The sequence below is a fragment of the Campylobacter majalis genome (assembly GCF_905120465.1).
Lineage (GTDB): Bacteria > Campylobacterota > Campylobacteria > Campylobacterales > Campylobacteraceae > Campylobacter_A > Campylobacter_A majalis.
This window is the reverse complement of the sequence record NZ_CAJHOF010000004.1, coordinates 121,116-139,975: the sequence shown is the minus strand read 5'-3', so window position 1 is coordinate 139,975 and position 18,860 is coordinate 121,116. Positions and strand designations below refer to the sequence as shown.

Here is an 18,860-nt window from a genome sequence, read left to right as displayed (position 1 = left end):
GGTCTATACCGTAACCCCTTTGGGGCTTTATAAGTTTTTAAGTTTTACTAAACGCAAACTAGCTAAATTTATATCGTTAAGGCAAACTTCATTTAAAAGAGTGTGAGTTTAGATTTAATAGCCAAGATAATCTCTATCAAATTTTATTAAAATTGATAAGAGAAAATCCTATTAAGTTAAATTGACCCTATCTTATTAAGTTTGCCAAATTTCTACCCTACTAGCTCTTGCGGTTTTTAAACAGAAAATTTCTAAAAAATTTATTAAAATTTTTAAATATTTCTACTTAAATTTAAAAGCTACAATGTAAGGTCTTGGTTAAAATCAGGTTAATATTTTATAAAGCTTAGAATTTTGGCTTTTTGTAAGCAAAGTGGCAGACAAATACACACTCGCTTGGGCTGAAAAAAATTGGCTAAGTATTTTAACAGAGCAAATTATAGCAAAAGACAAAAACGAAAACAAGGACACAAGCGAAGTGAAATTCAAAAACTTTGCATATGAGTTTTTACAGGCTCATGAAGGACAGGTTAGGGATTTGACGCTTAAAGGCTATACACAAGACTTACAAAAGCGAATACTACCTGAGTTTGGCGAGAAAAGATTAAGCCAGATAAAGCCAATGGAACTTAAGCGTTGGCAAAACGAGCTTAAAAAAGAGCTTTCTGCAAAACGTATAAATAATATTCGCTCAGTGTTTGAACTCATTTTAAAATCAGCAGTATCAAATGAGCTAATAGATAAAAATCCTTTTAACTCAGTAGCAAAACTACAAAACAAAAAAACTGAGATAAATCCTCTAAGTCTTGATGAAGTCGCTTTGGTGCTAAAAACAGCCAATAAAGACTTTGCAAATGTGTTAAAAGTGGCGTTTTTTACAGGTATGAGAACTGGAGAGCTTATAGCTTTGCGTTGGGAAAACATAGACTTTAAAAAAGAGACTATCAGGATAGACAAATCAATACGGCAAGGACAAATACAGCCACCAAAAACACAAAATTCAATAAGAACTATACCAATGCTACCATGCGTAAAAGAAGCACTTCTAGCCTTAAAACAGGGCAATAATAGCGAGTGGGTCTTTGCTGGATTAAACGGCTCTCATTTATATGAGCCAAAAAGCTTAAGCAAAAAATGGGCTAACACTCTAAAAAAAGCAGGTCTAGCTCATAGGGTCTTTTATCAAACAAGACATACATTTGCCTCAATCATGATAAGCAAAGGCGAAGATGTGCTGTGGGTTTCGCAAACAATGGGACATAGTGATGCCGTAATAACCTTTAAAAGATATGCTAAAAGCGTAGAAAATACCAAACAAAGAGCCAATTTTTTACAACACATAAACTTATAAAAAGACTATTGGCACAATTTGGCACAATGTTTTAAGTGGCTAGAATGTCGTAAAAAAGGTGTTTTTGATGAAATTTAAGTTTAAGATTTAAAATGAAATTTGAGAAAGTTTTTAAAATATCCCTTAGAAGTTCAGTGTTTAAAATCATTTAAAAGTATTGTAAATGCGTATTTATAAGGCTTTAAACTGGTTGCGGAGGACGGATTTGAACCGCCGACCTTCGGGTTATGAGCCCGACGAGCTACCACTGCTCTACTCCGCGACATGTAAAATAAGATTTATTTTAAAGAAGTGGATGGGGTAAGAGGATTCGAACCTCTGAATGTCAGGACCAAAACCTGATGCCTTGCCGCTTGGCGATACCCCAATTCAAAAATGAGTTGTGATTATATTATTTTTTTAATAATTTGTCAAGTGTTTTAGATAAAAAATTATGATTTTTTGCTATAATTTTACAAATCAAGGAGATAAATTATGAAAATTTTGGCAATTTTGACTATATTTTTTGGTATAAGTTATGCTGATATTGTGCAAAATCAGTTGGTAAAAACATCCATAAATATACTAAATGAATTTGTGATTACTGCTGATGAAAATCAAACAAAGCATTTTAATGACGCAAAAGCTGTAGCTATCGTGCCAAATGTAAATAAAACTGGTTTAGTCCTTACTGCTTCAAAAGCGACTGGAATTTTTATGGCTAAAAATGATGCAAATGAGTGGTCTAGCCCCTTTTTTATAAATTATATTGGTGGTAGTATCGGTATTCAAGGCGGAGTTAGTTCGGCTGATTTAATTATTGTTTTTAATACTTCTCGCTCTTATGCTAATTTATTTAATGGCAAAGATACAATTAGTCTAAACGCAAATATTGCGATATTTAATGATGGTATGAATGCAGGTATTAACACTGATGTGCCTGAAATTTCTGCCTATATGCTTACTAGAGGCAAAAGCAGGGGAGTGTTTGTCGGTGCTAGTTTGGATTTGGCTAGGATAAGCATAAACAATCAAGAAACAAATGACTATTATGATAGAATTTACACATTAGAAGATATCTATGATGGTAGCACAAAACAAAGCAAATACACAACAAAATTACGGGAAATTTTACACAGATATTTTAATTAAGTAATTTATTGATTTTTTCTATAAAATTTAGCGGATTTACTTGAGTAGCATTTACTATTACGCCAAAGTGTAAATGTGGTCCGCTAACCCTGCCACTTGCTCCACTTAGTCCTATTTGTTCGCCTTTTTTGACACTATCTCCAAGCTTTACGTCTATTTTGCTTAAGTGATAATATTGCGTATAAATGCCTTCTCCATGATCAATTACAACTGAGTATCCAGCGTAATAACGCTCTTTTGCTATCACAATCATGCCGTCATTTGCGGCTATTATTGGTGTGCCAATGCTTGCTCGAAAATCTACACCAGAATGATAGCTTTTAACTACATCATTAAACACGCGTGCTGAGCCAAATGGGCTGGTTATAGTTGAGTTTAGTGGGTGTATAAATTTCGTATTTATTTTAAGCGGTGTGATTGCTTGATATATCTTATTTGCTTCGTTTCTTTCGTCATCTATTCTTTGTAAGACACTTTTATTAGGTGTTGTTTTTGATTGCTCGACTAATATTTTCTCGCTTTTATAGTTGCCCTTTTTTATATTATATACTATTTTTTCATTGCCGTTTTTTACGATTATGTTGTTTTGTTGATAATATCCGGCTGAAATAATACTAAAGCTTAAATTTTCATCATTTGGTGCTTTTAGCCAATAATTTGCCGTGCCGTTTATGGTTAGGTCTTGTGGATTTTTTGTAGTGAAAATTTCAACATCGCCATTTATAATATCGATTGCGGATAAAAAAGTAGCAAAAAGTATAAGTAAGAAAAATTTTTGCATATTATAAGTGGTTTAGTGTAATACTAAACCATAAACAGTGAAACAAAACGTTTTTTAGGTATCGGAGAGAATTGTGTCATGTATTCAAAGGCTTCTTCTACGTCTCCGTCAGTATAACCAGCCACTTGCTCTATTAGCTCGTAAAGCTCCTCATCGTCAAGTGAATCAAAGCTTCCGCGATTTTCCAATACTTCAAGCAAAACAGCATCTAGTTCTAATTCATCATATGTCATTTAGCTTTTCCTTTTTAAAAAATTTCGAAACTATACCAAAACAACCTTATAATATGCTTTAAAATTTATAGCTTATTAAGTATTTTATTGATAAGATATATCAAAATTTAACAAATGTAGAGTATTATAATGCAAAATTTCGAGAATTTTTATAAGAGTTTTAGCTCACTTAGTAACGATTTAAATCATAAAAATTCATACATAAAAGAGAGAATTTTAAATATTTTATACTTTTCAGATACACATCTTAGTGCAAACGAAATACAAGCTATATTTCGAAAAAATTACCGCGAAAACATATCTTTGCCAGCAATTTACGCGTTGTTAAATTTTTTAGATGAATGCAAATTAAGCAATGTTTATATTGACAACGGCGTTAGAAAATATGAACTAAATTTAAAAACTCATCATGACCATATCATTTGCGAAAAATGCCGTAAAGCCATAAGCTTTTGTGATGAAGTCATAGAAAAAAGACAGCATGAGATAGCATATGCGAATGGTTTTGAACTAGTTGGACACAGCATGATACTTTATGGAATATGTAGCGAGTGTAGCAAAAATTGATAATGATATACAAAAAGCTTTAAGTTACGTATAAGTATCAAAATAACATAATTACATCAAAATTAAAAATACCAAAGGAAAAAAATGAGTATATCTGTGGATGTTTTGGCACGAGTTGCTTCGTATTTTACGCCTATATCACATACGCCAGGGCGTCTTAGGGTGCGTGTTAGTAGTGCAATTAAAGAGCTTAAAAATGAAATAGATATTTCAAATTTAGATGAATATATAACAAAAATCAATGGTATTGAAAATGTAAAATTTAATAAAATAATTGGTTCAGTAACAATACAATATGACGCTAGTGTGTTTGCAAAAAGTGATTGGGATAATTTGCTTAATGGGCAAAATTTAGATGAAATTTCAAACAAAATAAACAAAATAGCAAAGGGGATATGCAGTGCATAATCAAATATACAATATTGAAAAGAGTGCAATTAGCATGTATGATAGGCTAGGCAATATGCATGAGATATTTGTTAATATTAAACACATAAGGGAGCAGGGCTTGGCTCTCATAGAAGAATATGCTAAACAAAAAGAGTATGATTTAATAGTTAAACATAGTGAAGTGTTAGAGCCTAAAAATTTAAAAGATGCCTTTGTGTATGCTCTCGCTTATGAAAATACCTTGTGTCAAAAGTATGAAATTTTAAGCAATAAAATAGAAGATGATGTACTTAGGGATATATGTTTTAGATTGTGGGCTACATCAAATAATGAATATATAGTGGCGTTAAATGAATGTGTTAAGCAGACTTTTAGTGACCAAGGGCAAAATAATACACAAAATTTTGATTATACAAATGTATTAAGTGGTTATCAGAATGATTTTAACAACATGAGTGAAAGCTTACAAAACATAATGAGTGGTAAATTAGATAAGGCGGAGCTCAGTAGGCTTTTGAGTTCGCCAAATTTTTCATTTTTCTCTGGTCTTGCCTTGGGAGCATTGGGTGCTAGTATGTTGGCTAAATTAGACAAAAGTGATGAAAATGATGAATAATTCAAACAAGAAAGGATTTAAGATGGCATTACCATTTGTAGCTGGTATAGCAGCAGGAGCGTTAGCAGTAGTAGCATGGAATAAGCGTGATGAGCTAAAAACAAAAGCATGTGAAAGCTTTGAAAAAGGCAAGGAGCTGGTAAATGATAGTTTTAAAAAGGGTAAAGCAAAGGTGCAAAAGCTAACAAGCAAGGCAGCAAAAAACTCCACCAAAAAACCAACCAAGAAACCAAGTGCCACAAAGAAAGTAGATGGTAAAGCATAATGACAACTAGCATATCAAAATATACTCAAACATCAACAACGCGTTTGCCAATGGATCACATAATAAGTGGTGCATTGTTGGCTGGTATAACAAGCGTGGCTTACGATATAAGTAGTGACACAAAGCTATCAGCCCAAACAGTCAAAAATACTATTAAAAATGCTTTAGCTGGTGGCATTGCAACTGGTGCAGCTATAAATGCAGCCAATACACTGGTGCAAAAGCGATACATAGAGGCTACATTAAGTGTAGTTTTGGGTATAGCTGGTGTAGTGGCGATTAAGAAAATTTAAATTTAGGAGAGATAATGAAAAATCCATATATAGTAGTTCAGCAACAACCACAAAGTGCAGTAGATAATGCGATAAATGATGCAGCACAAAATTTACCATTTGTGCCTGAGAATTTTAATGTAGCAGGTTTTGTTAAAGGACTTGTTGTAGGTGGTATAGCAGCTTATGTTTTAACAAATCCAAAAGCACAAGAGACATTATTTAAGGCTATTATTAAGGGTGGTGCGTTGTTAAACGCTGGAATTGAAGAGTTAAAAGAGCGTTTTGAAGATGTCAAAGCGGAAATTGATGCAGCAAAATAAAGTAAAAATCACGCATCAAATACCAAATCGCTTAAGGTTAAAGGTGGCTGAAATTTCAGACGCTACTGACCTAAGCTATATTGAAGCAACAATAGGTGAAAAAAAGGGTATAAAAAGTGTGCGTGTAAATAAGGGTGCAAAAAGCATTGTTATAGAACATAATACAAATGCAGATGATATTGTAGAATACGTAAAAACACTAGAATTTAAGAAAAAAACTATCACGCACGGTCCAAGTAAGGCTGAAATTTACAAGGCCATCTCGTCACTTGTCTTAGAGCCATTAATATCAAACCAGAATGCAAAAATGGCACTTGGATTATATGCTTTTGCTCCACTTTTAAAAGAGGGGTTAAATGAGCTTAAAAACGAAGGCTTGACTTCTAAAGTACTAGAGGCTATGGCTGTTGGCGTGAGTTTAGCTAGACGCGATTATTTAGCTGCAAATAGCACAAACGTTATGCTTGCACTTGGCGAATATATGGAAGAAAGCACGGTTCATAGAAGCGATGATCTTATAAAAGAACTAGCCAAGCCAAACATAGAAGAAGTTTGGGTAGAAAGTGTAATAAATGGCAAAAAAGTCTTAAATAAATTAAAAACTGCTGAGCTTAAAAAAGGCGATATTGTAGTTGTAAGCACCGGAGAAAATATCGGAGTAGATGGCTATATAGTTGAAGGAGAGGCTAGTGTAAATCAAGTCTCAATGACAGGCGAGGCTGAACCAGTTGCAAAACAACGTGGAGATAGGGTTATAAGTGGCACAATAGTAGAAGAGGGCAAGATAAAAATTTGGGCTGAAAATGTCGGCGATGATACAGCCACATCAAGGATAAAAGAGTATATTCAAAGCTCATTAAATGAAAAATCAAACATTGGTTTAAAAGCTACAAAGTTAGCCGATAGTTTAGTCCCCGTTACTCTTAGTCTAGCTGGTGCGTCGTATTTGATTAATCGCGATATGAATAGTGTCGCATCTGTTTTGCAGGCTGATTATTCATGTGCTTTAAAGTTGGCTACACCAGTTGCTTTTAAATCAAGTATTTCAAAAGTTGGAAGAAATGGAATTTTAATCAAAGGTGCAAAAGCTATAGAGGCGTTAAATAACGTAGATACATTTGTATTTGATAAAACTGGTACATTAACTAAGGGTGAGTTAGTAGTAGTTGATATATATTCGTTTAAAGATGGCATGGATGAGACCGAGCTGCTTAATCTAACTGCTAGTGCAGAAGAGCATTATTTTCATCCTGTTGCCGAAGCGATAGTTGATGCAGCTAGAAAGCGTGGTTTTACGCATATTCATCATGATGAGGTTGAGTTTATTGTCGCTCATGGTGTCAAAACAAAGGTAAATAACAAAGATGTAGTTATAGGCTCAAGACACTTTTTGCAAGATGATGAGAAGATTGATTTTGCACCGCATGAAGCAACTATACAAAAGGCTTTAAGTAGTGGTTTGACATTGCTTTATATAGGTTATGGTGGAGAGTTGGCTGGTGTGATTGCTATGCGTGATGAGATGAGAAGTAATGCTAAGACAATGATATCAAGATTAAGAAGCTCAGGCGTGAAGCAGATAGTTATGCTAACTGGTGATGTTCAAAACAAAGCAGAGCAAGTTGCAAACGAGCTAGGCATAGACAAGGTTTATGCTGAGTGCCTACCAACTGACAAGGCTAGAATCATACAAGAGCTTAAGGATAGTGGAGCAAATGTGGCGTTTGTAGGTGATGGTATCAATGATGCACCAAGCTTAAGTAAAGCTAATGTAGGCATAAGTATGCATAAGGGTGCTGATATAGCTAAAGCAACGGCTGATATAAGCTTGTTAAAAGATGATATTGAGAGTGTGGTGATGGTTCGCGAGGCTGCGGTAAATACCATGAAGCTTATTAATTCAAATTTTAAATTAACGGTTGGTGTAAATTCTCTAATTTTGGGAGCGGCTACATTTGGAATGCTAAGTCCTATGGCTACGGCTGTATTGCATAATGGCACAACAATATGGTTGCTTTTAAATTCTATGAAAGGTATAAAACTTGAAAAATAATATAGCAGCAAGGCTAAAGGGCGATTTGCTAGATGTTGGATTTCATCGTAAAGTTGCTAAAGTTGGTATGACGGCTTCACTTGGTGTGCTTACTCTAACAGCTTTTAATATGAAAAATAATTTTTCAAAAAAAGCTCATATAGTCGCAGGCGTGGCAATGGTGGCTTTTAGCGTGTATCATGCTGGTTTATATGATGATGGTGTATTTAAAAAGCTCATTCAAAAACAAGCCACAAAAGCTAAAAGAGTTACAAAGAAGTAGTAAAGCTACTTCTTTAAAATTTCATCAAAATTATTTTTACTATATGCTTTTATCTTTGTCTTTTATTTGATTTATTAAAATTATCGTAATATAGGCATCTGTGCCACAATTTAGGCTTTTTGATTTTAAGTAGTTATTTTACTAGGCACCAACCCATCACTATAACATAACAATACTTATTAAAACACCAAACAATAATACTTTAAACACTTATAAAATTAAAAAATTATTTTTCACTTCTGTTATGATACAAATACTACTTTAATAAGCAAATTATTAAGCATAAATCATAATACAATCAATTGCTATTTTATTATTTTTAAAACTGAAATTTATAAATACCAGAAAGCTAAATTTGATAAGATTATCATCAGTAACATAAAGCTTAATAAAGGTTATTTTAAAGATAGTCATATAAAGGAAAATAAGGTAAAACTAAAACTAGACAAAGACACTAGCAAGTAGCTTGTATTTACTATGCTTTGCTTGGCTTTGGTCTATACCGTCACCCCTTTTGGGCTTTAGAAGTTTTTAAGTTTTACTAAACGCAAACTAGCTAAATTTATATCGTTAAGGCAAACTTTATTTAAAAGAGTGTGAGTTTAGGTAAAAAAGATGAAAATTAATGTGTAATATACTTTTAAGATTGTTTAAAAAGGGTTGTTGAGTTAGAGCCTTTGCAATTTTAAAGTAGCCATTTTTAAACTTTTACTGGATTTAAAATTTTCACTTAATCATTGCCTTATAATTTCATGGTAAAACCTTATTTAATCATTTAAAATCATCTGTTTGATTGTTTTTGCCATGATATTTGCAGTTTTAATTAACAAACATGCACTAATTAATGTTGTTTGTCGATTTTGATTCATCTAGCAATCTTTGAACGTATTTTTGTCTTAAAATTTGTGCATATTTGCCAAGTTTTATTGTTTTGTCATCGGCGTTGTTAATAGGTAGTAGCACAAGTGTCGCAGCCGATATGAATGCCTCATCTGCATCATAAAGCTCGTCGATTGTAAAATTTCTAAGCTCTACTTTTAGTCCGCACTCGTTTGCTAGATTTAAAAGCACCTTGCGTCTTATTCCAGGAAGTATTTCATTTGATAGAGGCTTTGTTATTAAAGTATTATTTTTTATAATAAATACACTAGAGCTACAAGCTTCGCTAACATAGCCATTTTCAAGCATAATTCCTTCAAAAGCACCACGCTTTACTGCTTCATTTTTGGCGTAACATTGAGCCAAAAGCGATATTGATTTTATGTCGCGACGTTTCCATCTTATATCTTCGACGCTCACTACTTTTATGCCGCTTTGTGCTAGTTGATTATTAATGATGTCTGCTTCATATGTGAAAATAAAAACACTAGGTGTAAGCCCGGTGACAAACTCAAACGTCCTAGGTGCAACTCCACGTGTCACTTGCATATATATGCCACCCTCTTTTAGATTGTTTAGTTTTATGACATTGTTTAAAATTTCTTCAAATTCTTGCTTTGAATATGGTATTGATATTTGTATTTCGTTTAAACTTAGTTTAAATCTATCCCAAAAATCATCCCTATCAACCAGGCATCGATTTATCACCGGAACAACCTCGTAAATCCCATCTCCAAAGATAAAACCCCTATCAAATGCACTTATTTTTGCTTCGTCTGCTTTTAGATATTCGCCGTTTATATAAACCATGCCTTTTAGTTTGTTTTTCATTTAAATCCTTTAAAATTTTTGCAATATTTTATCAAATTTTGATATAATCGGCTATTATTTTATACAAAAGTATGGATTATGTTAGAGAAATTTAAACAAAAAATTATAAATAAAATTTTTATAGTGTCAAAACAGCCGGTTTTATTTCGTGATTTATTAGAAGCAAATAGCTTGTATAATGAAGGCATGTTAGTTGATGGAGCAAAGTTAAATTTTAGGTTTAATTATGCCAGAACATATCAAGTTTATTCACTACTCGTTGCGATTGTATTTTTGCCAATTCTTTTAATAGTGCATAATTATTTAACCAAAATAGACACTCATATATCTATAATATCTACTGCCATTGTGACATCTGTCGTATTTATAGGCTTTGACGTTTTTAAGGTCTGGGTTAGAAAAGAGATGAGCCAAAAACGTATAAAAGAGGCATGGCTGGTGCATTTCCCATATTTTAGCTATGAAAAATACTCAAAAATAGTTGATGAAATTTACCTACAATCCATTAAAGAAAATATTTCCAAGAATGATTTAGAGCAGTATTTGCTGGAAAAACTTGTATCTCAAAGAGAGCTAAGAAGATAAAGATCGTTTTGTCTTAGGGCGATGCGTTCTAAAATTTTTGTTACTTTTGTGTCGTTTTTGTATGTTATTTTTCCGTCCATACTTGTAATAAAATAATACGGAAGCCCTTGAAGCTTTTTATCAAGCATTTCAAATCTAGATTTTATGGTTATTATATCATTTTGTAAATTTATATCATCTATGTGTTGTGATGTTATATAATTTCTTAGGTTTATTAGCTCTTTGTTTATATTGTTTAGTATAGTATAAATTTTTGCCGTATTTTTATAGCCCGTTTCATCACTAAATTCTTTATAATTTGAAATTTCTTGTATTATTTCGTTTTCATCAGCTATAAATTTTTGCTTTTTGCTTAGTTCATCATCTATTAATAAAATAAAACTATTTATGACGTTTGTTAGTTTGATTTTAAATTCTTTTTTATTTTTGGGTAAGCTTATGATGCTTACTATATATACAACGCCAAAACCTATAAAAATATCAAATATTCTCTCAAGTAGCAGTTGCATATAGTCGTCTTTGATAATCGTATATACCATGCTAAATACAGCCATAAATATTGTTGTAAACACAAATTGTTTGTATGGTTTAAAATAAAACATTAAAAACATACCTATACCTAAAGCTACATATATATAGATGCTATCTATCACTAATGCTGTAAAAATTCCTATAAAAAATCCAAAAATACCACCAAATACATTATCTCTAGCTGCATTATTTAATGAATATAGACTATTTTTGCTCATGCTCATTACCGCAACAGCTATCCATAGTCCGTGATTTATGTGCCACATTTGTGTGATAAATATAGCGATTGCCATACATATGGCTAGTCTTAATGAATTTAGAGTGTCGTTGTCTTTAAGACCTATGTTTTTTATGGCTTTTTTAAAGCTTAATTGTTTATCGTTTTTAAGCTCTATCTTTTCATTGTTTGCATCATTGATTTGAGCTAGTTTTTGATTGATTATATCAACTGAGTTTGCAAAAACTTTATAATTTTTTAATTTTAGCGTCTCACTCATACTGGTTTTGTATTCGGGATTTTGCTTGGTAAAAATTTTAAATACTTCGTTTAGGTTATGTATTAGCTCGTCTTTGACATCTTTTAATATCTTTTTATCATCGATTCGCAAATAAAAACTATCAATGCAAGTAAGCAAGTATCCAATCTCTTCAAGCCTGTATATATAAAAAATCGCTCTATTTTGATTTTTAATAAGACTTGAGTCTTTGATGTTAATGCTATCGTTTGAAAATAACTCTTTAAATTCATTTATCCTTTCAAAATACTCTCTGCTAAGCTCGTCAAATTCTTTACTTCCAAGAGCATTTGCTAACGCAATTAACTCTTTAGTTAGTGTTTTTATGCTTTTTATTGTAAAAGTTCCGTATTTTCCTAGTCTTCCTAGTTTAATTATTGTAGAAATTGCCCCTGCAAGAATGATTGCTCCAATGCAGTTTGTTAGCGAAATTTCATCGTAATTGCCATATGTTATAAATCCAGCAAATCCAATAACATTAGTTGCAAGAAGGATTTTGTTTAAATTTTCGCTATATACTTGAGAGTAACTAACTATAAAAACCCACACAAAAACGACTGGTACTAGCCACATACCAAGAGATAGCATTGGTTTTATAAATGGCACAAAAAGCACCGCTAAAAGTATATATAGCGATAACAAAAGTAGTTTTTTGGCGTCCGTTCCATCTAAATTTGCCATAAAAAACATACTCGATGAGATCTTAACAGCAAACAAAGCACCTATAAAACCAAAAAAATAATATCCAAAGTAAGCACTCAAAACTACTGCCAATACGGCTTTTAGTGAGTAAATTAATCTAAAATTAATAGGATCGTAAGAGTGTTTAAACTGCTTAAATAAATTTAACAAGAACTTATCCTAGCGTATTTAAAATCTGATTTTTGTATCTTAAATTTTCAAGCTTTATACGAAGTGCACGATTTTCTTCTAGTAATACATCTCTTTTGCTACTAATGTCTGATATTTCGCGACTTATGTGATAAATTTGATTTGCGACATAAATTTTTGGCAAAAATATACAAAGCGATACTAGTAGTAGCAAGTAAGCAACAAATAAATTAGAAAAGCTTAGATTAATTGCTATTTTTTGCTCTTCGTCGTGAAGCTGTAAAAGTTCATCTTTTTCGTTTGTTGTTGGCATATATTCTCCATTTTACAGTGGCATTTTATCAAAAAAAACTAAAAAATTATAGTATTTTAAAGATTCTCATCTTTGCACTTGAGCTTCTTGGGTTTGCTTTAAGTTCTGTTTGTGAAGCAATAATTGGTTTTTTGGTTAAAATTTTTCCTATTGCATGATTTTTACCACACACGCATCTCGCACTTTGTGGAGGGCATATGCAGTCACTTTGCCAAAGCTTAAATGTGTTTTTTACTATCCTATCTTCTAAGGAGTGAAATGAAATAATGGCTACAATACAGTTTTTAATCCCTGAGTTTTTTATACAATCTAGTAAAGTTTTTAGTTCGTCTAGTTCTTTATTGACCTCTATTCTTATGGCTTGAAATGCCAATATGGCTTCGCTTACATTTCTACCATTAACACTTCTTTTTCCTATTATGTTAGTTAGTTCTTTTGCTGATTTTATGGGTTTTATGGCTCTTGCATTTACGATTTTGTTAGCCAAAATTTTAGCACTTGTTAGTTCTGCATACTCTTTAAATATATGTTCTAATTTGGTTTGAGTGTATTCATTTACTACCTCATATGCACTTAGTTTGCTTGTGCTATCCATGCGCATATCAAGACTATCTGAGTTTAGAGCAAAACCGCGGTCATTTTTATCTAGCTGAAGTGAGCTTACGCCTATATCAGCAAGTATTGCAACTATATTTTCTTTTTCAGTTTGATTTAATTTTGATAAAATTTCAGAAAAATTACCTTTGATTATTTTTACTCTATCTTTAAAAATTTCAAGCCTTTTTGTGCTAAAGTTTATAGCCTCAATATCTCTATCACAGGCTATTAAATTTAAATTTGGATTTGTTTTAAGAATGGCTGATGAGTGTCCTGCGTATCCTAAAGTGCAGTCAATAAAAGTGCCTTTTAAATTTTTAAAATTTTCAACAACCTCGTTTAATAAAACGCTAATATGTGGAGTTTGCAATGTAATGCCTTTTAAAATTTTATTAAGAATTTATCAAAATTTTACTTAAAATATTAAAAAATTGTGTATAATTTTATGTATTTTGAATGCAGGGTTTTAAAAATGGAAATAAAATATTGTGCAAATGAGTTAAAAAAAGTATCTCTTTCTATGTTTAGAAAGAACTTTTTTGGCGTTTTTCATGGCTCTATATCATCACGCATACAAGGAAACCAATTTCTTATAAATAAACAAAATGCGATATTTGATGATATAGGAGATGATGATTTGATATTGTTATCATCAAAGATTGATTATCGATGGAATGATGCTAGTCAGGATTCATTAATTCATCTAAATATTTATAAAAATTTAAATGAAGCAAAATTTGTTTGTTATGCAATGCCGCATTATGTTACTGCATATAGTCTTACTCATGATAGATTTGAACCACTTGATTATTTTGGCTGTATGAAATTAGGCGGTATAGATATTTATGATCCAAAAAATTATGATGACTGGTATGAAAGAGCACCAGTTGAAATTTATAAACATATGGTAAAAAACAATACAAACATTATGGTTATTAGGGGATATGGGGTATTTGCATATAATAGAACGGCTCAACAACTTGCAAAAAGTGTAGCCATCATAGAAAATAGTTGTAAATTATTGATGCTTTCTACTAACAAATGCTAACTAACATTTTAATTTTGTTAGTATTTTTGGCTTAATTTAACCTTATTTAAAGCCAAAAAAGGATAAACTCGCATACTATTTAACTATAATGATGATTAAGGATTTTTATGATAACTTGGATGCAGAAAAACAAAAAATATCTCGTAGTTACGATTTGGATAAGCACAATAGCCTTTGTTGGTGCTGGATTTGTTGGTTGGGGTGCATATGATATGAACAGCAATCGTGCTAATTCAGTGGCTAAGGTAGGACATAGAAATATTAGCATACAGGAGTTAAACGATAAGTATTCTCAGCTTTATAATTATTACAATAATATTTTAGGTGGTCAATTAACACAAGAAAAGGCTAGTGAGTTAGGGCTGGATACCGCTGCTTTGCAAGCAAGCATAAGAGATAATTTGCTATTAAATTTTGCGGATGATATAGGATTAATTGCTAATGATAGTGATATAATAAAATATATAATATCTGATGAAAATTTTCATCGTGATGGAGTATTTAATGAAAATGTTTATAAAGATACTTTAAGACGTGCTAGGATTAATCCAAAAGATTACGAAAAAAGTTTGCAAAGACAAATACTTTTAGATAAGTTACATCATGCTTTAAGCATCAAAGCCAATAAAGACGATATCAAGATGATAACCTCGTCATTTTTTATGAGTGATAAAGTAGCTTTTAAGATAATAAATGCCGATAATGCTGAGATAGTAATCAATGAAGATGAAGTAAGAAAAATATGGGAAGAAAATAAGAACAACTATCTTACAAAACGATCGTATTCGTTAGATACTATATATATTCCAGCTATGATGCAAAATGCTGATAATGCAGCTTTAATGTCATATTATGATGAACATAAAGATAACTACAAAGATAACGAGGATAAAATTTTATCATTTGAACAAGCCAAAGAACAGGTGCAAAAAGATTATGATTTGCAAGAAAGTAGAACAAGTGCATTAAAGGCATATACTGAGCTAAAAAAAGGTGATTTAAATGCTACTGAAATTTTAAATTTTGATGAAGATAATGCACCTTTCTCGCATGATGTAATTGCAGAAATGAAGGTTGGAGATGTATTAAAGCCACTACTATATAAGGATGGTTATATTATAGGTGTCGTAAAGGGTATAAAAGCAGCACATCCTATGGAGTATATTGATGCTAGAGAGCAAGTGCTTGAAGTGTATATAAAGCAAGAAAGAGCAAAAAAATTAGAGACTAAAGTAAAATCCAAGCTTGTTAATTTTGATGTAAATAATTCAGACGTAGTTGAAATAAGTAGGGCAAGCAATAATGAAGTTGCTGGATTAGATATGTTTGAGAGTGCAACATTTATCGACGGCGTATTTTCTTCACCAAACAAAAATGGTTATGTGTTACTAGGCGAAAAAGGCGTAATATACGAGATAGTGGAACAAAATTTGCTTACAAACGTTAGTGCTAACAATCAAACACTTGTTAGTGAAAATGCGGACACTTTAAAAAATAATGAAGTTATGCAAGATTTGATTGAGACACTAACAAAGCGTTATAAAGTAGAAGAATACATCAAAAGGTAATTGTTTTGAGTACTAAAATTTTAGGCATAGATATTGGCTCATACCATGTAAGGGCCGTAATAGCAGAGCATAACGATGAAGGCTTAAAGGTTATAGGATTTGGTGCTGAAAAGGCTCAGGGTGTAAAAAAGGGTGCCATAACAAACATTGAGTTGGCGTCACAATCTGTAAAAAATGCACTTAAAAATGCACAAATGGTTGCAGGTACTAGATATGATAGGGTTGTCGTATCAATATCTGGTGCAAACACTAAAAGCATAGATAGTAGTGGCGTGGTCAATGTGCCAAGTCACGAAATAGGCATAAGTGAAATAGAAAGAGCCATGCAAATGGCAGATCATTATGCAAATATTCAAAGTGATTATGAGAAATTGCATGTATTGCCACATAGTTTTAAGGTTGATGAGCAAGAAAATATAGAAGATCCTCTTGGCATGAACGGATCAAGGCTGGAAGTTCAAGCACATATTATAATTGCTCAAAAGTCACTGCTTAGTAACCTAAGAAAGACGATAAATTTAGCTGGTGTCAATATAGACAATATAGTTTTGTCAGGATATGCATCTGCAATATCTAGCTTAAATGATGATGAAAAAGAACTTGGCGTAATACTTGTCGATATTGGTAGTGCTATATCAGACATTGTTATTCACTCTGGAAATTCAATTATTCATAATGATTCTTTGGCGGCTGGGTCTCTTTACATTACCCAAGACCTATCATATGCTGCTAAAACTCCACTTCAAAAAGCCGAGGAGATAAAGGTTAATTACTCTTCGCTTATGCAAAGTTCAGCAAATTTGATAGAAGTGCCATTGTTGGGCGATGAAGGAAAAAGTGGAGAGATATCTTTAGACGTTGTGTCAAAGGTAATTTATATACGTGCTGAAGAAATTCTAACAATGGTTCGTGATATGATACTTGAGTATCAAAAGAAAAAAAATAGTGATTTTGTTGGAATAGGTGTTGTATTTACTGGTGGCATGACAAAGCTTGAAGGCTTTAAAGAACTTGCTAGTATGGTGTTTGATAAAATTCAAGTAAGAATTGCTAAACCAAAAGCACTAGAAGGATTATATGAGGTCATGCGTGATCCTTCTAATTCATGTGCAATAGGTTTATGTATGTATGGTGCAGGATGTTTTACGCCTTATGAGATAGATTCAGAGAAAAAAATGAGATATAAAGGGGAGCATTTAAGTAAGCCAAAAATAAATTTTCAAAATTTATATAGTGATGAAGTAAGTTTAAAAAATGATAATCAAAATTTTACCACAACACAAAATGGTGAAAATTTTGGTATCGAGAGTAGGGCGACTGTTGATGTCAAGGATGATTTGCTTGATATTTCAGATATCAAGCATGAAAAGCAACCAGGCAAAATTAAAATGTTTTGGGAAAAAATAGTAAAAAATATGTTTTAAGGGGAAGAAATGAGTGGGTTTAAAGTGGAAGAAAATGAAAGCGTATATGGCACAAAAATAAAAGCTATTGGTGTAGGTGGAGGCGGTGGCAATATGATAAATCGCCTAATTACAGAGTATGCCAAGCTTGATATTGATTTAATTACAGCCAACACTGATGCACAAGCATTAAACAACTCAAAAGCCTATACCAAGATCAGACTTGGTGAAAAGCTAACTCGCGGACTTGGTGCTGGTATGAAGCCAGAAGTAGGCAGAGATGCTGCAGATGAGAGCTATAGCGAGATAAAAGATTCTTTAGAAAGCACAGATATTGTTTTTGTTGCAGCAGGTCTTGGCGGTGGCACTGGAACTGGTGCAGCACCTGTTGTTGCACGTGCGGCCAAGGAGAGCGGTGCGTTGGCGGTAGCTGTTGTTACTACTCCATTTGGATTTGAAGGTAAAAAACGGATGAAGCTTGCACTTGAGGGACTAGAAGAGTTACGTAAAGAGTGTGACTCTATAGTTGTAGTTCCAAACGAGAGGCTAAGAGCCATTATGGATAGGCGAGCAAGCATAGATGAGTGCTATAGGGCAGTTGATAGCGTGTTGGCTCGTGCTGTTGGTGGAATTAGCACTATGATACTTGGCAAAGGATATATTAATATAGATTTTGCTGATGTTCGAACCGTTATGAGCCATCGTGGCATGGCAATACTTGGCGTTGGTGAAGCTAGTGGTGAAAATGCAGCAGTAGAAGCAGTTCATGAGGCGATACAATCTCCGCTTCTTGGTGATGTAAATATTGATGGAGCAAAAGGTGTGCTTATTTACTTTAGGCATCATCCAACCACTCCACTTGCTGATATCGAAGATGCTGCGATGATTATTCGTGATTTGGCTCACGAGGATGCTGATATTATATTTGGACATAATCCAGATGATAGCATAGATGAGGATATGGTGGAAGCTATGATAGTCGCTACTGGTTTTGATATGCAAAAAGAGATGAAAGCAGATGATTTAAAACAAGAAGAGACTAGAGCGAGTAACGCTCATTTAAATTTAAGGCTTAGGGTAAGTGGAGACGATACATATAGCGATGAACAGCTTGAAATCCCAGCTTATTTACGCCATCAACTAGATTGATATTGCATTAAACACTCATTTTTGGGGCTTTTGCCCCACCCTTTTATTAATTTATGGTATTTTAACTAGACCCAATTTAACCCAGTCATATTTATCTTATCAATTTTAATAAAATTTATAAATATTTTCTAGATTATTAAACTAAACTCTATCTTACTTCATTTTAACTACAAGCAAAACACACTCTTATAAGCTATCTTTTATCACTTTTTAAAAAAGATAAGCACAAGAAATTTATGGGTCAAGTAAAGCAAAAGCATAATTAAAGGAGCTTTTAGTTACGATGACAGCGATGTTCTTGTAAAGTAGCAAATAAAATGAAGCTAAAAAACAAATATATAAAAATTCTTTAAATTTAGCTTCTGA

At 32.6% G+C, this 18,860-nt stretch carries 21 protein-coding genes, 2 tRNA genes and 1 pseudogene; 16 read left to right on the top strand and 8 right to left on the bottom strand.

The genetic code is table 11. The features are described 5' to 3' along the window. Both LQU93_RS03325 and LQU93_RS03320 read left to right on the top strand, forming a co-directional pair. Positions 1-185, top strand: a pseudogene (locus LQU93_RS03325) (hypothetical protein); the annotation flags it as partial. Between the two features lie 188 nt (positions 186-373). Next, positions 374-1,351, top strand: a complete 978-nt coding sequence (locus LQU93_RS03320) for a tyrosine-type recombinase/integrase (protein WP_229932472.1) — start codon at positions 374-376, stop codon at positions 1,349-1,351. A gap of 187 nt (positions 1,352-1,538) precedes the next feature. Here LQU93_RS03320 and LQU93_RS03315 read toward each other — a convergent pair. Both LQU93_RS03315 and LQU93_RS03310 read right to left on the bottom strand, forming a co-directional pair. Then, positions 1,539-1,613 (bottom strand) — tRNA-Met (locus LQU93_RS03315). 30 nt (positions 1,614-1,643) lie between these two features. After that, a tRNA-Gln gene (locus LQU93_RS03310) sits at positions 1,644-1,718 on the bottom strand. A 107-nt stretch (positions 1,719-1,825) separates the two neighbouring features. On the opposite strand from LQU93_RS03310, the gene LQU93_RS03305 reads away from it, so the two are divergent. Beyond that, positions 1,826-2,482 (top strand): lipid-binding SYLF domain-containing protein, encoded by a 657-nt coding sequence (locus LQU93_RS03305; protein ID WP_229932471.1) that lies wholly within the window; start codon positions 1,826-1,828, stop codon positions 2,480-2,482. On the opposite strand, the gene pgp3 is transcribed toward LQU93_RS03305, so the two are convergent. Together pgp3 and LQU93_RS03295 are read right to left on the bottom strand one after the other, a co-directional pair. Continuing rightward, positions 2,475-3,263, bottom strand: coding sequence for a peptidoglycan metallopeptidase Pgp3 (gene pgp3, locus LQU93_RS03300; protein WP_229932470.1), 789 nt, complete (start codon positions 3,261-3,263; stop codon positions 2,475-2,477). The two genes, LQU93_RS03305 and pgp3, sit on opposite strands and share 8 nt — an antisense overlap. Positions 3,264-3,286: 23 nt before the next feature. Beyond that, entirely contained in the window at positions 3,287-3,496 is a 210-nt protein-coding gene (locus tag LQU93_RS03295) for a hypothetical protein (protein ID WP_229932469.1), read from the bottom strand. A 129-nt stretch (positions 3,497-3,625) separates the two neighbouring features. Here LQU93_RS03295 and LQU93_RS03290 point away from each other — a divergent pair, with 129 nt between their 5' ends. The 8 genes from LQU93_RS03290 to LQU93_RS03255 all read left to right on the top strand — a co-directional run bounded on the left by LQU93_RS03290 (position 3,626) and on the right by LQU93_RS03255 (position 8,244). Then, a complete protein-coding gene (locus LQU93_RS03290; protein ID WP_229932468.1) occupies positions 3,626-4,063 on the top strand; it encodes a Fur family transcriptional regulator in 438 nt (145 codons plus the stop codon). Between the two features lie 84 nt (positions 4,064-4,147). After that, positions 4,148-4,471, top strand: a complete 324-nt coding sequence (locus LQU93_RS03285) for an HMA2 domain-containing protein (RefSeq protein WP_229932467.1) — start codon at positions 4,148-4,150, stop codon at positions 4,469-4,471. Then, entirely contained in the window at positions 4,464-5,069 is a 606-nt protein-coding gene (locus LQU93_RS03280; protein ID WP_229932466.1) for a ferritin-like domain-containing protein, read from the top strand. The genes LQU93_RS03285 and LQU93_RS03280 overlap by 8 nt, the downstream gene beginning before the upstream one ends. Before the next feature lie 22 nt (positions 5,070-5,091). Next, positions 5,092-5,334, top strand: coding sequence for a hypothetical protein (locus tag LQU93_RS03275; RefSeq protein WP_229932465.1), 243 nt, complete (start codon positions 5,092-5,094; stop codon positions 5,332-5,334). After that, positions 5,334-5,627, top strand: coding sequence for a hypothetical protein (locus LQU93_RS03270; RefSeq protein WP_229932464.1), 294 nt, complete (start codon positions 5,334-5,336; stop codon positions 5,625-5,627). Before LQU93_RS03275 ends, LQU93_RS03270 begins: the two co-directional genes overlap by 1 nt. A 14-nt stretch (positions 5,628-5,641) precedes the next feature. Then, positions 5,642-5,929 (top strand): YtxH domain-containing protein, encoded by a 288-nt coding sequence (locus LQU93_RS03265; protein WP_229932463.1) that lies wholly within the window; start codon positions 5,642-5,644, stop codon positions 5,927-5,929. Next, positions 5,916-7,982: a heavy metal translocating P-type ATPase gene (locus LQU93_RS03260; RefSeq protein WP_229932462.1), complete on the top strand. Its 2,067-nt coding sequence runs from the start codon at positions 5,916-5,918 to the stop codon at positions 7,980-7,982. The genes LQU93_RS03265 and LQU93_RS03260 overlap by 14 nt, the downstream gene beginning before the upstream one ends. Beyond that, positions 7,972-8,244, top strand: coding sequence for a helicase (locus LQU93_RS03255; RefSeq protein ID WP_229932461.1), 273 nt, complete (start codon positions 7,972-7,974; stop codon positions 8,242-8,244). Before LQU93_RS03260 ends, LQU93_RS03255 begins: the two co-directional genes overlap by 11 nt. A gap of 837 nt (positions 8,245-9,081) precedes the next feature. On the opposite strand, the gene LQU93_RS03250 is transcribed toward LQU93_RS03255, so the two are convergent. After that, positions 9,082-9,954 (bottom strand): D-amino acid aminotransferase, encoded by an 873-nt coding sequence (locus LQU93_RS03250; protein ID WP_229932460.1) that lies wholly within the window; start codon positions 9,952-9,954, stop codon positions 9,082-9,084. 78 nt (positions 9,955-10,032) lie between these two features. On the opposite strand from LQU93_RS03250, the gene LQU93_RS03245 reads away from it, so the two are divergent. Next, positions 10,033-10,539 carry a hypothetical protein gene (locus tag LQU93_RS03245; protein ID WP_229932459.1) on the top strand — a complete coding sequence of 169 codons (507 nt, stop codon included), beginning with the start codon at positions 10,033-10,035 and terminating at the stop codon, positions 10,537-10,539. Here LQU93_RS03245 and LQU93_RS03240 read toward each other — a convergent pair. The 3 genes from LQU93_RS03240 to rsmH are packed head-to-tail and all read right to left on the bottom strand — an operon-like array spanning position 10,518 to position 13,696. Further along, positions 10,518-12,437, bottom strand: coding sequence for an FUSC family protein (locus LQU93_RS03240; protein WP_229932458.1), 1,920 nt, complete (start codon positions 12,435-12,437; stop codon positions 10,518-10,520). The two genes, LQU93_RS03245 and LQU93_RS03240, sit on opposite strands and share 22 nt — an antisense overlap. 4 nt (positions 12,438-12,441) lie before the next feature. Beyond that, positions 12,442-12,729, bottom strand: coding sequence for a hypothetical protein (locus tag LQU93_RS03235; protein WP_229932457.1), 288 nt, complete (start codon positions 12,727-12,729; stop codon positions 12,442-12,444). 46 nt (positions 12,730-12,775) lie between these two features. Further along, positions 12,776-13,696, bottom strand: coding sequence for a 16S rRNA (cytosine(1402)-N(4))-methyltransferase RsmH (rsmH, locus tag LQU93_RS03230; RefSeq protein ID WP_229932456.1), 921 nt, complete (start codon positions 13,694-13,696; stop codon positions 12,776-12,778). Between the two features lie 102 nt (positions 13,697-13,798). On the opposite strand from rsmH, the gene LQU93_RS03225 reads away from it, so the two are divergent. The 4 genes from LQU93_RS03225 (at position 13,799) to ftsZ (ending at position 18,494) form a co-directional block, all read left to right on the top strand. Beyond that, entirely contained in the window at positions 13,799-14,374 is a 576-nt protein-coding gene (locus LQU93_RS03225; protein ID WP_229932455.1) for a class II aldolase and adducin N-terminal domain-containing protein, read from the top strand. Between the two features lie 107 nt (positions 14,375-14,481). Next, positions 14,482-15,942, top strand: coding sequence for a peptidylprolyl isomerase (locus LQU93_RS03220; RefSeq protein WP_229932454.1), 1,461 nt, complete (start codon positions 14,482-14,484; stop codon positions 15,940-15,942). 5 nt (positions 15,943-15,947) lie between these two features. Then, a complete protein-coding gene (gene ftsA, locus LQU93_RS03215; protein ID WP_229932453.1) occupies positions 15,948-17,366 on the top strand; it encodes a cell division protein FtsA in 1,419 nt (472 codons plus the stop codon). Positions 17,367-17,375: 9 nt separating this feature from the next. Next, positions 17,376-18,494 carry a cell division protein FtsZ gene (ftsZ, locus tag LQU93_RS03210; protein ID WP_229932452.1) on the top strand — a complete coding sequence of 373 codons (1,119 nt, stop codon included), beginning with the start codon at positions 17,376-17,378 and terminating at the stop codon, positions 18,492-18,494. Positions 18,495-18,860: the final 366 nt, after the last annotated feature.